The sequence below is a fragment of the Aquincola agrisoli genome (assembly GCF_036621135.1).
Taxonomy (GTDB): domain Bacteria; phylum Pseudomonadota; class Gammaproteobacteria; order Burkholderiales; family Burkholderiaceae_C; genus Aquincola; species Aquincola agrisoli.
The window spans coordinates 220,452-235,314 of record NZ_JAZIBG010000036.1 but is presented as its reverse complement, the minus strand read 5'-3'; the positions used below and the strand labels follow the sequence as shown (position 1 = coordinate 235,314).

15 protein-coding genes are annotated in these 14,863 nt (G+C 73.7%); 7 read left to right on the top strand and 8 right to left on the bottom strand.

Annotation, left to right across the window (positions count from 1 at the left end; genetic code table 11):
• Window positions 1-10: 10 nt before the first annotated feature.
• Window positions 11-226 carry a hypothetical protein gene (locus tag V4F39_RS17645; RefSeq protein WP_332291051.1) on the bottom strand — a complete coding sequence of 72 codons (216 nt, stop codon included), beginning with the start codon at window positions 224-226 and terminating at the stop codon, window positions 11-13.
• Window positions 227-362: 136 nt separating this feature from the next.
• On the opposite strand from V4F39_RS17645, the gene V4F39_RS17640 reads away from it, so the two are divergent.
• Window positions 363-2,789, top strand: a complete 2,427-nt coding sequence (locus V4F39_RS17640; RefSeq protein ID WP_332291049.1) for a catalase — start codon at window positions 363-365, stop codon at window positions 2,787-2,789.
• Between the two features lie 171 nt (window positions 2,790-2,960).
• Complete coding sequence (locus V4F39_RS17635; protein ID WP_332291048.1) at window positions 2,961-4,016, top strand: hypothetical protein; 1,056 nt, start codon at window positions 2,961-2,963, stop codon at window positions 4,014-4,016.
• 42 nt (window positions 4,017-4,058) lie between these two features.
• On the opposite strand, the gene V4F39_RS17630 is transcribed toward V4F39_RS17635, so the two are convergent.
• The gene (locus tag V4F39_RS17630) at window positions 4,059-4,637 is read right to left on the bottom strand and encodes a histidine phosphatase family protein (RefSeq protein ID WP_332291047.1); all 579 of its coding nucleotides are present in this window, start codon (window positions 4,635-4,637) and stop codon (window positions 4,059-4,061) included.
• Between the two features lie 123 nt (window positions 4,638-4,760).
• On the opposite strand from V4F39_RS17630, the gene V4F39_RS17625 reads away from it, so the two are divergent.
• Together V4F39_RS17625 and V4F39_RS17620 are read left to right on the top strand one after the other, a co-directional pair.
• Window positions 4,761-5,114: a hypothetical protein gene (locus V4F39_RS17625; RefSeq protein ID WP_332291046.1), complete on the top strand. Its 354-nt coding sequence runs from the start codon at window positions 4,761-4,763 to the stop codon at window positions 5,112-5,114.
• Between the two features lie 24 nt (window positions 5,115-5,138).
• Window positions 5,139-5,738: a glutathione S-transferase N-terminal domain-containing protein gene (locus V4F39_RS17620; protein ID WP_332291045.1), complete on the top strand. Its 600-nt coding sequence runs from the start codon at window positions 5,139-5,141 to the stop codon at window positions 5,736-5,738.
• 22 nt (window positions 5,739-5,760) lie between these two features.
• On the opposite strand, the gene V4F39_RS17615 is transcribed toward V4F39_RS17620, so the two are convergent.
• From V4F39_RS17615 to glf, 6 genes are all read right to left on the bottom strand, one after another.
• Window positions 5,761-6,555, bottom strand: a complete 795-nt coding sequence (locus tag V4F39_RS17615) for a DUF4142 domain-containing protein (RefSeq protein ID WP_332291044.1) — start codon at window positions 6,553-6,555, stop codon at window positions 5,761-5,763.
• Window positions 6,556-6,835: 280 nt separating this feature from the next.
• Window positions 6,836-7,441 (bottom strand): hypothetical protein, encoded by a 606-nt coding sequence (locus tag V4F39_RS17610; protein WP_332291043.1) that lies wholly within the window; start codon window positions 7,439-7,441, stop codon window positions 6,836-6,838.
• Window positions 7,438-8,607 (bottom strand): zinc-dependent alcohol dehydrogenase, encoded by a 1,170-nt coding sequence (locus tag V4F39_RS17605; RefSeq protein ID WP_332291042.1) that lies wholly within the window; start codon window positions 8,605-8,607, stop codon window positions 7,438-7,440. Before V4F39_RS17605 ends, V4F39_RS17610 begins: the two co-directional genes overlap by 4 nt.
• Entirely contained in the window at window positions 8,604-9,872 is a 1,269-nt protein-coding gene (locus V4F39_RS17600; RefSeq protein ID WP_332291041.1) for a glycosyltransferase family 2 protein, read from the bottom strand. Before V4F39_RS17600 ends, V4F39_RS17605 begins: the two co-directional genes overlap by 4 nt.
• Window positions 9,873-9,882: 10 nt before the next feature.
• Entirely contained in the window at window positions 9,883-10,080 is a 198-nt protein-coding gene (locus V4F39_RS17595) for a DUF883 C-terminal domain-containing protein (protein ID WP_332291039.1), read from the bottom strand.
• Window positions 10,081-10,166: 86 nt separating this feature from the next.
• The gene (gene glf / locus V4F39_RS17590) at window positions 10,167-11,354 is read right to left on the bottom strand and encodes a UDP-galactopyranose mutase (protein ID WP_332291554.1); all 1,188 of its coding nucleotides are present in this window, start codon (window positions 11,352-11,354) and stop codon (window positions 10,167-10,169) included.
• Between the two features lie 110 nt (window positions 11,355-11,464).
• Here glf and V4F39_RS17585 point away from each other — a divergent pair, with 110 nt between their 5' ends.
• From V4F39_RS17585 to V4F39_RS17575, 3 genes are all read left to right on the top strand, one after another.
• On the top strand, window positions 11,465-11,935 hold the full coding sequence (locus V4F39_RS17585; RefSeq protein WP_332291037.1) for a hypothetical protein: 471 nt from the start codon (window positions 11,465-11,467) through the stop codon (window positions 11,933-11,935).
• A gap of 71 nt (window positions 11,936-12,006) precedes the next feature.
• Window positions 12,007-14,310 carry a glycosyltransferase gene (locus V4F39_RS17580; RefSeq protein WP_332291553.1) on the top strand — a complete coding sequence of 768 codons (2,304 nt, stop codon included), beginning with the start codon at window positions 12,007-12,009 and terminating at the stop codon, window positions 14,308-14,310.
• 101 nt (window positions 14,311-14,411) lie between these two features.
• Window positions 14,412-14,852 (top strand): DUF4148 domain-containing protein, encoded by a 441-nt coding sequence (locus tag V4F39_RS17575; RefSeq protein WP_332291036.1) that lies wholly within the window; start codon window positions 14,412-14,414, stop codon window positions 14,850-14,852.
• The last annotated feature ends 11 nt before the right edge of the window (window positions 14,853-14,863 follow it).

Genomic DNA, 14,863 nt, shown 5'->3' with positions numbered 1-14,863 from the left:
CGGCGCCCCTTCAGCGCCCGGCGCCGGCCGGGTCGGATCCGCCGTCGACGCGCTCCTCGCCCGGCTCGGGCACGAGGTGGCCCAGCCCCGGCGTCTTGTCGTAGTCGCGGCGCACATTGCTGAGCGCGGCCTCGCTCTGCTCCCGCTGGCGCGCCGCGGGGTCTTCATGCTGCTGGCGGGAGGCCTGGGCGTCGGCGCCGCCCGCGCTGTGGGGGAGATGGCTCATCGTGGGTGTCCTCGTAAGGCAAGTCAGTGAGGCCCTGCAGGGGCAACCGGCGTTCCGGCGAGCGGCCGCACGGTGGAACGCCGGTTGCCCCTTGCCCGGTTCCACCGTTCGACTCCAAACAACCGGCCCCCACACCATGAGCACCTCTCCTCCTTCTCCCTCCTCCCCTTCGCCCTCGCCTGCCGCGGCCGACGCGATGACCGCACAAGCCGCCGGCCGGGTGACCCATACCGGCCCGGCCCATCCCTCGACCGCCCCGCAGGACGACGCCCTGGCCGGCAAGGCCGCCGGCGTGCAGGCGCTCGCGGCCGCCTTCCCGCACAACACCGCCAAGCCCGCCGAGTTCGGCCATGACAGCGCGCTGCAGCCCGTGGAGGGACAGACGGCCCAGCCCGCGTCGCCCGACGTCACCGGCAGCACGCTGACCGAGGCCAACGCCTCGGCGAAGACGGGCGCCGCCCCCACGCCGGGCGAGAACCGCGCCGGCGGCGCCCTCGACCGCGTGCGCGCCGACGCGGCCGGCCGCGTGCTGACGACCAACCAGGGCGTGCCGGTCGCCGACAACCAGAACTCGCTGAAGGCCGGCCTGCGCGGCCCGGCCCTGCTGGAGGACTTCATCCTCCGCGAGAAGATCACCCACTTCGACCACGAGCGCATCCCCGAGCGCATCGTGCACGCGCGGGGCTCCGGCGCGCACGGCTTCTTCGAGGCCTACGACTCGCTGGCCCGGTACACCCAGGCAGCGCCCTTCCAGGCGGCGGGCAAGGTCACGCCGGTGTTCGTGCGCTTCTCCACCGTGGCCGGCGAGCGCGGTTCGGTCGACACCCCGCGCGACGTGCGGGGCTTTGCCGTCAAGTTCTACACCGACGAGGGCAACTGGGACCTCGTGGGCAACAACATCCCGGTCTTCTTCATCCAGGACGCGATGAAGTTCCCGGACCTCGTGCACGCGCTGAAGCCGGAGCCCCACCACGGCATGCCGCAGGCGGCGTCGGCGCACGACACCTTCTGGGACTTCGTCTCGCTGATGCCCGAGTCGACGCACATGCTGATGTGGGCGATGAGCGACCGCGCCATCCCGCGCAGTTACCGGATGATGCAGGGCTTCGGCGTGCACACCTTCCGGCTGGTCAATGCCGAGGGCGGGTCGCACTTCGTCAAGTTCCACTGGTCGCCGAAGCTCGGCACGCACTCGCTGGTGTGGGACGAGGCGGCCAAGATCCAGGGCGCCGACAACGACTACCACCGGCGCGACCTGTGGGAAGCGATCGAGGCCGGCGAGTACCCCGAGTGGGAGCTGGGCCTGCAGATCTTCAGCGAGGCGCAGGCCGAGGCCTTCAGCTTCGACGTGCTCGACGCCACGAAGATCGTGCCGGAGGAACTGGTGCCGGTGACGCCGGTGGGCCGCATGGTGCTCAACCGCAACCCAGACAACTTCTTCGCCGAGACCGAGCAGGTGGCCTTCTGCGCGGCGCACGTCATCCCCGGCATCGACTTCACCAACGACCCGCTGCTGGCCGGGCGCATCCACAGCTACGTCGACACGCAGATCTCGCGCCTGGGCGGCCCGAACTTCCACGAGATCCCGATCAACGCGCCGATCGCGCAGGTGCACAACAACCAGCGCGACGGCCTGCACCGGCAGGCCATCCATCGCGGCCGCGTGGCCTACGAGCCCAACTCGATCGGCGGCGGCTGCCCCTTCCAGGCGGGCGCGCGCGGCTTCATGTCCTTCCCGCAGCCGGTGCAGGAAGACAAGGTGCGCGGCAAGCCCGAGAAGTTCGCCGACCACTACACCCAGGCCAGCCTCTTCTTCGCGAGCCAGACGCCGGTCGAGCAGCAGCACATCGTCGGCGCCTTCCGGTTCGAGCTGTCCAAGGTCACGATCCCGGCGATCCGCGAGCGCATGCTGGCCTCGCTGGTCAACGTGCACACCGACCTGGCCGCGCAGGTTGCCGCCGGCCTGGGCATGGCGGTACCGGCCCCGATGCCGCTGGCGCTGGAGAACCCGGCCCTGCCCGAGGTCACGGCCTCGCCCGCGCTGTCGCTGACGGCGCGGCCGGGGGACGGCGGCATCCGCACCCGCAAGATCGCACTGCTCGCGGCCGACGGCGTGGAGGGCAGTTCGCTGCGCGTGCTGCAGCAGGCGCTGCTGGCCGCCGGGGCGGTGCCCGTGCTGGTGGCGCCGCGCCTGGGCGCCGTGGCGGCGTCGGACGGCGCCACGCTGGAGGCGGTGGCGACGATGGAGAACTCGCCCCCGGTGCTCTTCGACGCGCTGGTGCTGCCCGATGGCGAGGCGGCCGTCGCCACGCTGGCCGCGCTGGGCCAGACGAACGAGTTCATCGTCAACCAGTACCGGCATTGCAAGACGATCCTGGCCCTGGGCGCATCGCAGTCGCTGCTGGTGGCCGCGGGGGTCGCGCAGCAGTTGCCGTCGGGCGACGTGGATCCGGGCGTGCTGACCGCCTCCGCGAACACCGCGACCACCGCGGCGGAGGTCTTCATCGCGGCGGTGGGCCAGCACCGCCACCTGCAGCGGGACATGGACCCGCCGGTGGTATGAACCGGCACGGCCGGCCCCGGCTCCGGCTTGCTGCAATCGCGGGCGGCGCCGGCTGTGCTTTTTGCCGACGTGGGCCCGCCCGCCCGGGCACGGCCGGTACGGCACTTGCCGTATCGGGTGCAGGCAGCCATGGGGCCGCCGAGCATGCAACCACTTTTGAAAGGAATGGAGATGAGACACCAGCGTGACGACCAGGACCGCGACTACCGTGGCAGCTCCTCCGACGACCACTGGCAGGGCGGCGGCAGCCAGCAGGGCCGGCAGCAAGGCAGCGGCTACGGTGGCCAGCCGGGCGGCGGACAACAGTCCGCCTACGACCCCGGGCGCGACCAGCAAGGCGGGTCCTACGGCTCGGGCTACGGGCCGCGGGGCGGCTACGGCGGCCAGGACGAAAGCGGGCAGCGCGGCGGCCGGGACTACGGCGGCCAGGGCTACGGCAACGAACGGACGTTCGGCGCGGGCCAGGGCGGCTACGGCCGGCAGGGCGGCCAGGGAAGCTACGGCCATGAAGGTGGCTACGGCGGCCAAGGCAGCCAAGGCAGCCAAGGGGGCTATGGCAACGAAGGCGGCTACGGCAGCCAGGGTGGCTATGGCGGCCAAGGCGGTTACGGCAGCCAAGCCGGCTACCGCGGCCAGGGCGGTTACGGCGGCCAGGGCGGTTATGGCAGCCAGGGCGGCTACGGCAACGAAGGTGGCCAGGGTGGCTACGGCAGCCAGGGCCGTGGCTACGGCAGTGGCTACAACGAACGGCGCGACGACTACGGCGGCCGTGGCGGCCTGTCGTCGCAGGGCTGGCGGGGCCAGGGCGCGTACGGCACCCAGGGCGACACCGGGCAAGGCGACTACGGCCAGGGCGGCAGCTACGGCGGTGGCGGCCAGCAGCGCTCGCCGTATGCCCACGACCCCGACTACCAGCAGTGGCGCAACGAGCAGCTGCGCAACCTGGATGACGACTACCACGCCTGGCGCCAGGATCGCTACAACCGCTTCTCGGACGAGTTCAGCCGCTGGCGCGGCGGCCGCCAGGGCGCGGGCAGCAGCGGACAGACCGGTACCGGCGCCTCGTCGCTGAGCGGCACGTCGAGCGGCACCAGCGACCTCGGCGAACGCGCGGACGGCGGCAGCACCGCCTCGTCGACCTCGTCGAAGTCCGGGGCGGCCTCCGGCGGCCTCTCCTCCGACAGCTCGTTGACGGGTTCCTCCTCGTCGTCGAAGACCACCAAGTGACGGCCCGGCGGGTGGGGCGGCACCCGCCGCCCCGCCCGCCGCCTACGCCGCCCGGGCGCTGACGCGCCGCGGGATCGGCTGGCCCCGGTCCTCGGCCAGCAGCTGCTGCGCCACCTGCTGGAAGGTCCAGCGCACGCCGGCCCGCCTGAACACCCACACCACGTCGAAGCGCGCCTCCGGCCAGGCGGCGGGCGCCTCGTCGCGCTGCAGGAGCTCGCGCGCGAGCGCGGGCAGCGCCTCGTGGCGCCAGCACACCAGCGCCGGGCCCTGCAGCGTGCGCAGGTGCTCGGCCACCTTAGACGGTGGATCGTCGGTGCTCCACTGCTCGTCGACGTCGAGGGCCAGCGCCTCCGCGAGCGGCAGCAGCGTGTCGCGCGGGCGGGTGGACGGATGCGCCTGCACCGGCCGCGCCGCGAGCAGGTGGAGGGGCCGCTCGATCCCGGGCACGTGGCCGCGGTGGCCGACCGGCGCGAAGAACGGCACCAGCGCACCCGCTCGCTGCCATCCCACGACGCTCAACGACTGCGGGTCGACCAGCCCCTGAGGGCCGATGCCGACCCTGCCGCCCGCCGGCTTTTCCGCATGGCGGATCAACATCACACAGTTCGTCTCGAAGGCCACGGCGCTGCTCCTCATTGGGGTGGAAACGTCCGGCAAGCGCGGTGCCGAAGGCCGGGGCGCGCGTGGCACGGCGATTGCCCCGTGGGGATGGCACTCCTGCCCTTCCTCCTCTGCAAACCCCCGATGCGCCTGGCCCTGCTGTCCCCCACGCCGCCCGCCCCCGAAGCGGATCCCTCCTCCTTCCTGCCGGCCGCCGCCGATGCGCAGCGCTGGCGAGCGCTGCAGCACGCGCGCCTGGCCGCGCAGACCGAGTACATCAGCGCGATGGCGCCGGTGGGCGCCGCCCTGCTGCTGCAGGACGAGCGCCTCCCCCGCCCTTCGGCGCAGGAACTGCAGCGGCTGCAAGAGGCCGGCGAGCGCCTGTGCGCGGTCATCACCGAGATCAGCGGGATCGCCGCAGGCCTCGCGCCCGCAACGGGCCGGCCGGCGGTGGCGGGCCGCACGCCGGCGCAGCTGAAGCCGGTACCGGCCCGCTGACCTCGCAGCCAGGAGAAAGCCGCCATGAAGCTCTATTTCGCCCCCGGTGCCTGCAGCCTGGCGAGCCACATCGCCCTGCACGAGGCCGGCATCGACGTCGATCGCGTCAAGGTCGATCTGCAAAGCAAGCGCACCGACGACGGCCGTGATTTCCTGCAGATCAATCCGAAGGGCTACGTGCCCGCGCTGGAGATCGAAGGCGGCGAGGTGCTGACCGAGAACGTCGCCCTCCTCGACTGGATCAGCCAGCGTGCGCCACAACTGGCACCCACCTCCGAGCTCGGCCGGACCCGCCAGCTGGAGCTGCTGGCGTTCATCTCCACCGAGCTGCACAAGCAGTTCGGCCGCGTGTTCAAGCCGACGAGCGACGCCGAGAAGCAGCAGGCCTTCGAGAAGATCGGCCAGCGGCTCGACTTCCTTGCCGACCGCATGGCGGCGGACGGCTACCTGTGCGGCGAGGACTTCTACGTCGCGGACGCCTACCTCTACGTGGTGCTGCGCTGGACCGTGTCGTCGAAGCGTCCCGTGCCGGCGGCCCTGCAGGGTTACCTGCGGCGCCTGGAAGGGCGGGCGGCGGTCAGGCAGGCCCTCGCCCACGAGATGCTGGAACCCGTGGCGGGCTGAGCCGGCGCCGCCGCCCGCGCCTTCAACGCTGCACCGGCAGCGCCAGCGTCTGGGCAGCCTTCAGGTGCCCGCGCAGCACGGGCAGCGTGCGCTCGATCCACTGCTTCAAGGCGTCGTCCTGCGTGGACTGCGCAGCGCGTTCGAAACGCGCGATGTCCTCCTGGTGCGCCGGGATCATCACGCCCTGCACCAGCGCCTCGTCGAATTGCGCCTGCGGCGTGGCCTTCAGGCGGTCCAGCACCGCCTGCCGGTCGGCCGGCAGTGCCGTGGGCAGCGTGGCGCCTCGCTGCAGCGACAGGGCGCGCAGCTCGTCGTTGGCGACGCCGTGGTCCGCCACCAGCCGGCCCGCCAGCGCCTTGGCCTGCGGGTGGCGCGCACGCTCGGCACCGATCGCGCCGAGCGCCACCTCGAAGAGCCCCGAGACGTGGGCCTCGGCCATGAAGGCGGTGTCGGCGCTGCTCAGCGCCGTGGGCGACGCCGGTCCGGACCGGGCGGCTGCTTCGCTGGCCGCCGGCGCGGCCGACGGCACGCCGCCCTGCGGCATCGGGCTGTCGGTCGGCCCGGCCGAGGGCACGCCGACGGGGTTGCCGGTGCGCGGGTTGGGGCTGCTGTCCGCAGCAGGCCGGCCGGCGTCGACGGGCGCGTTGCCCGCGCCGGGATCGGTGCCCGAGGCGGCCGGCACGTTCGGAGCCATGCCCTGGCCATCGGTGTTCGGCGGGTCGCGGTCGCAGCCCGCGAGCAGCAGCGCGGCGGCGAGGGCCAGGCCCGTGCCGCAGCGGCGGGCCACGGGGCGCAGGGGGGGACGGGAAGGGACCATCGTTCGACTCCATGAAGGCGGCCAGCCGCCGCCCCCTGCAAGGGCAACCCCCATGCCGCGGCCGGGAGGTGCGCCCTCACCCCTTCGGCAGCGCGTCGACCTGGCGCGCCCGCGTGCGCACCGCAGCCGGCTTGACGAGGATCTGCACGCCCGGCTGCAGGTGGCCATGGCCCGGCACCGCATGCCGTCGTGCCCTTGCCCGGCCCGCAGCAGATGCTGCTGCAGCCGCGCCGTAGGCCGGCGCCGCCGGGGCCGCGCCGGGGCGGCGCCGGCCGGGGCGTCAACCGGCCGGCCGGCCGTCGTGCCAGGGCCGCAGCGCCTCGGGCGTGCGCAGGTCGGCGGGCGCCACGAAGTCGGCCGCCGCGCCGCGCATGCACTCGGCCGATTGCGGAAAGCCCGTGCGGCCGCCCCAGTCGCGCGGCCGTCCTTCGCGGCGGTGCCGCTCCTCGCGCAGCGCCGAGGCGCAGTACACGTCGAGCGCAGTGACCGCCAGCAGCGCCACCAGCGCCCCGGCGCGCGAGCCGTCGCCGCTGCCGAACAGCCGGCGTTGCCGCGGGCTGGCCGCCACCGCCACCAGGTCGACGACGTCGCCCGCCACGCGGCCCCACACCCAGGGCTCCGGGTCGGCCGCGGTCAGCAGCCCGGCGCCGGTGGCGGCCTCGCGCAGCCCGCAGGCGCGCACGGCGTAGTCCATGTCGGGCAGCGCCGGGGCGGCCGGCCGCCGCGCGATCTCGGCAGCCTTGCGCATGCGCCCGGGCATCGCCAGCTCGGCCAGGCCCAGCGCCAGGCTGAAGAAGCCGAGGCCCCGGGCCAGCGCGTGCAGCGCCGGGTCGCGCGGCGGCGCGCTCTTCAGCGTCGCCGCCCGGTCGGAAGTCGTCGTGTTCATGGCTTCATCACCACCTTGATGCAACCGTCCTGCTTGTCGCGGAAGGTCTTGTACATGCCCGGGCCTTCGGAAAGCGGCACCTCGTGCGTGATCACGAACGACGGGTCGATCTGACCCTCCTGGATGCGGCGCAGCAGGTCGTCCGTCCAGCGGTTGACGTGCGTCTGGCCGGTGCGCACCGTCAGGCCCTTGTTCATCAGCGCACCGATCGGCAGCTTGTCGATGATGCCGCCGTACACGCCGGGGATCGAGAGGATGCCGGCCGGCCGGCAGACGTAGATCATCTCGCGCAGCACGTGCGGGCGGTCGGTCTCCAGCATCACCGCCTGCTTGGCCTTGTCGTACAGCGAATCGAGCGAACGCGTGGCGTGCGCCTCCAGCCCCACCGCGTCGATGCATTTCTCCGGGCCCTTGCCCTGGGTCAGCTCCTTCAGCCGGTCGAGCACGCTCTCCTCGTCGAAGTTGATGGTGAGGGCGCCGCCCGCGGCCGCCATCGCCAGGCGCTCGGGCACGTGGTCGATGCACACGACCTGCCTGGCGCCCAGCAGCACCGCGCTGCGGATGCAGAACTGGCCCACCGGCCCGGCGCCCCACACAGCCACGGTGTCGGTGGGCTGGATGTCGCAGGCCACGGCGGCCTGCCAGCCGGTGGGGAAGATGTCGCCGAGGAAGAGCACCTGCTCGTCGGTCAGGCCTTCGGGGATCTTCACCGGCGTCACGTCGGCGTAGGGCACGCGCACGTACTCCGCCTGGCCCCCGGGATAGCCGCCGGTGAGGTGCGAATAGCCGAACAGCCCGGCGGTGGCGTGGCCGAAGGCCTTGTCGGCCATCTCCTTGTTGCGGTTGCTGCGCTCGCACACCGAGAAGTTGCCGCGCCGGCACTGCTCGCATTCGCCGCAGCAGATGGTGAAGGGCACGACCACACGGTCGCCGACCTTCAGCCGGCTGTTGCCCGAGCCGACCTCCACCACCTCACCCATGAACTCGTGGCCCAGGATGTCGCCCGACTCCATCGTCGGCATGTAGCCGTTGAACAGGTGCAGGTCGGAGCCGCAGATCGCGCAGCAGCTCATCTTGATGATGGCGTCGCGCGGCTCCTCGATCTTCGGGTCGGGCACGGTTTCGTAGCGCACGTCGTGCTTGCCGTGCCAGCAGAGGGCCTTCATGCGGGGCTCCCGGGACCGGGTTGCGAATTGCCGCAACGATTGCGGGGCGGACGGGTCATGGCGTTCTCCTGCAGTGGGGACACAAGGCTCGGCGTCGCGACGCCGCCGTCGGCCGCGGCGTCCACACGGGGAAGGGGCAACCACCGTTCCTCCCCGGCGCCGCCCGCCGCGTGCGCCGTGTGCGCCGCGATCAGCCGGCGCAGCTCGCCCACCGCCCGGTCGATCGGCACGGGCACCGGCGCGGGCGCCACTGCCGCCCGGGCGCCGCACACGGCCGCCCAGGCCGCGCCGAAGGCCCCGCCGGCGGCGCGGCACAAGGGCCCCAGCGTGCCCGGGCGCAGGGCCAGCAGCGCCTCGATCGCGGGCCAGGCCGGGTCGCCCGCGGGCCAGGCGTGGCGCCACAGCCGGCGCAGCCTGCGGCGCGCCGGGACGAGGCGCAGCAGTTCCCCGGCACCCTCGACGCACAGCGGCAGGTGCTGCCGTGCCTGCCGGTCCCACTCGCGCAGCTGCCACGAGAGCCCCACGTCGACCCGGCCCTGCCGGCGGCTCGACGTCACGACCCGCACCGCCGGGCTGTGGCGCACGCGGGCATCGGCCCGGCGCAGCGCCTCGACCAGGGCTTCGTCCTCCAGCCACCGCACCGGCGGCACGCCGCCGACCCGGCCGTAGGCCTCGGCGGTGACCGCCAGGCTCGCGCCGAAGTGCTGGTGGTGCCGCGGCCAGGGGTCGCCGTCCTCCGGATCGAGCAGGCTGGCCAGCCGTTCGCGGGCGAGCCGGTAGAGCGTGTCCCAGCGCTGCGCCCGCGCAGGCTGCCCCTGCGCATCCGCATCGGCGAGCAGCCGGCCGCCGACCGCGTCCGCCCCGGCGTCAACGGCGGCCAGCGTGGCGGCCAGCCAGCCGGGTGCGACGCGGCTGTCGCCATCGGTGCTGGCGATCACGCCGCGCACCGCGCCGGCCGCCGCGAGGCGGTGGCTCGCCTCGTCCATCAGCCAGCGCCGGGCGTGGCCGACGTGGGCGTCCTGCGGCGCGAAGTCGAGCTCTGCCACATGCAGCACACAGTCCGGCCGCTGCGCCGCGAACCGGCGGGCGATCGCCGCGCTGTCATCGCGCGTGTTGTTGACCAGCACCAGCACCTCGAACGGCGGCGCGCCGTGCTGGTCGGCCAGCGCCTGCAGCGCTGCCGGCAGCCGCCGCGCCTCGTCGCGCACCGGCACGACCACGCTGGCGCGCAGGCCAGGCCGCGGCGGCGGGAAGGCGGCGGCCAAGCGCGCGGCCCTAGCGGCGCGCGATCGCCAGGCCCACGAGCAAGCCGACCGCCACCGAGGTCAACGGATGCTCGCGCACGCACTGGCGGCACAGCTCCAGCATCTCGTGCATCGCGTCGCCGAGCGGCAGCGGCTGCTGCGCGCTGCCGGTGCCGGTGCCGGTGCCGGCGTAGTAGCCGCGGGCCTCCTGGTTTCTCTGCTCTTCCATCCCGATCTCCTTCGACGTGGCAGGGCCGTCGCGCGGCCCGGGCCCTGGCAGCGGCAACCACCGTGCCAGCGGCCGTGCGGCCGCACTCAGGTCGCGCCGGCAGCCACGTCACTGGCACCGGCAGCCTGGCGTTGCCTCAGGCGCTGGAAGGCCGCCAGCGCCTGGCCGACCACCTGGTCCATGTTGTAGTAGCGGTAGGTCGCCAGCCGGCCGACGAAGGTGACGTTGTCGAGCAGCGCCGCATCGGCCTGGTAGCGCCGGTAGAGCGCCGCGTTCTCCTCGCGCGGCACGGGGTAGTAGGGGTCGCCGTCGGCGCAGGGGTACTCATAGACCAGCGACGTGCAGTGGTGCACCTGGCCGGTGAGGTGCTTGAACTCGGTGCTGCGGGTGTAGCCGTAGTCGTTGGGGTAGTTCACGGTGCCCACCGGCTGCACCTGCGCCTGCGGCAGCGTGACGTGCTCGAAGCGCAGGCTGCGGTACGGCAGGTGCCCGTGGCGGTGGTCGAAGAACGCGTCGATGGGGCCGGTGTAGACCATGTGTCGCCAGGGCACCAGCTGCACGATCTCGCGGTAGTCGGTGTTCAGCATCAGCTTGATGTTCGGGTGGTCGAGCATCTTCTGGAACATGCGGGTGTAGCCGTGCACCGGCATGGCCTGGAAGGTGTCGGTGAAGTAGCGGTCGTCGCGGTTGGTGCGCAGCGGCACACGCGCGGTCACGCTCGCGTCCAGCTCGCACGGGTCCATGCCCCACTGCTTGCGCGTGTAGCCACGGAAGAACTTGTTGTAGAGATCGCGGCCCATGCCGCTGACCACCACGTCCTCGGCGGTGCGCACGCGCTCGCAGGGCTCGGCCACCGATGCGATCCACCGCTTCATGCCCTCGGCGTCCAGTTGCATGCCGTAGAGCCGGTTCACCGTGTCCAGGTTGACCGGCACCGGCAGGAGCTGCCCTTCGACGCTCGCCAGCACGCGGTGCTGGTAGGGCCGCCAAGCGGTGAACTGCGAGAGGTAGCCGAAGATCTCGGCAGAGTTGGTGTGGAAGACGTGCGGCCCGTAGGGATGCACCAGCACCCCGGCCGCGTCGTGGCAGTCGTACGCGTTGCCCCCGACGTGCGCCCGGCGCTCGACGACCAGCACGCGCTGCCCCAGCCCGCGCGCCAGCCGCTCGGCGAGCACGCTGCCGGCGAAGCCGGCGCCGACGATCAGGCAGTCGAAGCCCGTTCCTCCAGACGCGGCCCACGCAACGGCTTCGACTTCGTGGCCTGCCTTGTCCATGCCCTGCTCCTTGATGGTGATGCCGTGCAGGGGCAAGGATGGTTCCCGCCGCCGGCGCGGCATCCCGCTTGCCGGGCCAGGGCATCCCCATGCCATTCGAGGAGCCCGTGATGACCCAAGCGCACGACGACCCGCGCGATGCCGCGCATGCCCCCAGCCCGCCCCCTTCGGTGAAGCCGCAGGCGCGGCCGGCGTTTGCGCCCGCTGCCTCACCCGGCGCCGAGCGGGCGCTGAACCACCCGGTCGGCACCGCGGCCGGCGCGGCGGCGGGCGCCGCGGCAGGCGCCGTGGCCGGCATCGCGGCGGGGCCCGTCGGCAGCCTGGCCGGCGCGTTGCTCGGCGCGACGCTGGGCGGCGCAGCCGGCACCAGTGGCGCCACCGCGGCAGGCGCCCCGTCCGCCGCAGCGGCGCCCGAGCCCGCGCCGGCCCCTGCACCGGGCGACGAAGCCCCGCCCGGCACGCCGGGCACCGGCGAAGGGCCCTGCCCTGCCTGCGGCGGCAGCGGCCGCGACGCGGCGGGCGGCGCCTGCCCGGCCTGCGCCGGCAGCGGCAAGGTCAACGTCGGGATCGGCGGCGCGTGAGCGCGGGCCACGCGGAACGCCCTATCCGCTCGTTTTGGATCGGCGGCTTCGAGGGCGCCGACCACGTGAACATGCACGCCCGGCCGCTGGACATGGCCGCCGCCACCGGCCACCTGGCGCGCCTCGACGAGGACTATGCCGCCGCCGCGCGGCTCGGGCTGCGCACCGTGCGCGAGAGCATCGGCTGGCGCCTGGCCGAACCCGCGCCCCGCCGCTATGCGCTGCAGCGGGCCGAACGCATGGCCCGCGCCGCGCGGCGCCACGGCCTGCAGGTGCTGTGGACGCTGATGCACTACGGGACCCCGCCCGACGTGGACCTGTTCGACGACGCCCTCATCGACCGCTTCGCCGCCTTCGCGGGCCAAGCCGCCCGCGTGCTCGCGCCGCTGTCGGACGATGCACCGGTCTACACGCCGGTCAACGAGATCGGCTTCCTCGCCTGGGGGGTGTCGCAGACCTCGCGCTTCTGGCCCCACCGCCACGGCGGCGGCGCGGAGGACGACAGCCGGCGCAGCGGCTACGAGGTCAAGCGGCGGCTGGCGCGTGCGGCCCTGGCCGGCATGGCGGCGATCCGGCAGGTCGACCCGCGCGCCCGCTTCCTGCACGTCGAGCCGCTGGTGCATGTGGTGGCCCCCCAGGACCGGCCGGACCTGCAGCCGCTCGCGCAGCAGGTGGCCGGCTACCAGTGGCAGGCGTGGGACCTGATCGCCGGGCGGTGCGAGCCGGGCCTCGGCGGCAGCCCCGGGCAGCTCGACCTGGTGGGCGTCAACCACTACCACAGCGGGCAATGGGAGGTGGGCACCGAGCGCCGCCTCGACTGGCACCTGGGCGATCCGCGCCGCCGCCCGCCCGCGCACTTGCTGGCCGACGCGTGGCAGCGCTACGGCCGGCCGCTCGTCATCGCCGAGACCAGCCACGTCGGCGAGGGGCGCGCCGCCTGGCTGGAGGACATGGCGCGGCAGGCCGCCGGCGCGATGCAGGCGGGCGTCCCGCTGCTGGGCCTGTGCCTCTATCCGCTGGTCGACCGGCCCGACTGGGACGAGGCGGCGCGCTGGCACCGCAGCGGCCTCTTCGACGTGCTGCCGCCCCCGGCGGACGGCACCGCCGCCCCGCCAGGCGCCTGGCGCCGCAGCCCCCACCCTGCCAGCGTCGCCGCCCTGGCGCGCTGGCAGGCCCGACTTCCCCAACCCCAGGACTCCACCATGCCCGTCATCGTCGTGCTCTCCCACCTGCGCTGGGGCTTCGTCTACCAGCGGCCGCAGCAGCTGATGTCGCGCCTCGCGCGCGACCACCGCATCGTCTTCGTCGAGGAGCCGGTCCGTGCCGAAGGGCCGCCGCGGATGGAACACCACCAGCCGCTGCCGGGCGTCGACGTGCTGTGCCCGGTCACCGGCTGCGACGCCCCCGGCTTCAACGACGAGCAGCGCCCGCGCATCGCGCCGCTGCTCGCCTCGTGGCTGGCGGCGCAGCACATCGTGCATCCCATCGCCTGGTTGTACACGCCGATGGCGCTGCCGCTGGTCGAGGTGCTGCGGCCCGGCGCGGTGGTCTACGACTGCATGGACGAGTTGTCCGCCTTCCAGGGCGCCCCGGCCGCGCTGCGTGCATGGGAGGCCGAGCTGCTGAAGCTCGCCGACCTCGTGTTCACCGGCGGGCCCTCGCTTTACGAGGCGCGGCGCGGCCGGCACGCGGCGCTGCACTGCCTGCCCAGCGGCGTCGATGCCGCGCACTTCTCGCCCGAGCGGCTGCTGCCCGACAGCGCCGAGGCCGCCACCGCCGCCACGCTGCACCGCGCGGTCGGCCGCCCGCGGCTGGGCTTCTACGGCGTGATCGACGAACGGCTCGACGTGCGGCTGGTGGCGGCGCTGGCCGACGCCGACCCGGCCTGGCAGGTGGTGATGGCCGGGCCGGTGGTGAAGATCGACCCCGCGACGCTGCCGCAGCGCCCCAACCTCCACTGGCTCGGCATGCAGCCCTACGCGGTGCTGCCCTACCTGGCCGCGGCATGGGACGTCTGCCTGCTGCCCTTCGCGCTGAATGCCTCCACGCGCTTCATCAGCCCGACGAAGACGCTGGAGTACATGGCCGCCGGCCGCCCGGTGGTGAGCACCGCGGTGCACGACGTCGCCATGTTGTACGGCGACACCGTGCGCGTCGCGCACGACACGCCGGCCTTCATCGCCGCCTGCCGCGACGCGCTCGCCGAGGCGCCGGCGGCGCGGGCGCAGCGCCGGGCCGCGATGGCCGCGACCGTGGCGCGCATGTCGTGGGACGACGGCGTCGAGACCGTCCGGCGCCTGCTCGCGCCCCTGGTGCGGGCCGGGGCTTCAGACACCGCCGCGGCATCGCTTCCGCCGAGGCACGCCGCGGTGTAGGCCTGCGCCTGCACCCTTGACAACCGCTTGCATCATCGCTGCAACTCGCACCCGGACGGCGTGCACCAACGGGCCTCTGCCACTTTGGAAAGGAATCCGCCATGAACCGCAAGTCCCTCATTGCCGCTTCCGTCGCCGCGCTCGTGAGCACCGCGGGTTGGGCCCAGGCCCCGATGGGCACCGATGCCGAGCACGGCCCGGCATCCCGCGCCGAGGTGCGCTCCGAACTGCAGCAGGCACGCGAGGACAACACGCTCGTGATGGGCGACACCCAGACCTACGCGACGCCCGACACCTCGATGCAGGCCCCGCTGAGCCGCAGCGAGGTGCAGGCCGACGCGCGCGAGGCCCGCGAGGAGAACACCATCGTCAACGGCGACACCCAGACCTACCGCATCCCCGAGGACACGCTGGTCTCGCAGAAGAGCCGCAGCGAGGTGCTGCAGGAATTGCAGCAGGCCCGCGCCAACGGCGAGCTGAGCCCGCAAGCCGACAACGCGGCGCCCGACACCGACGCGATGCCGTCGACGCAGCCGTACTGATCCACCACGCC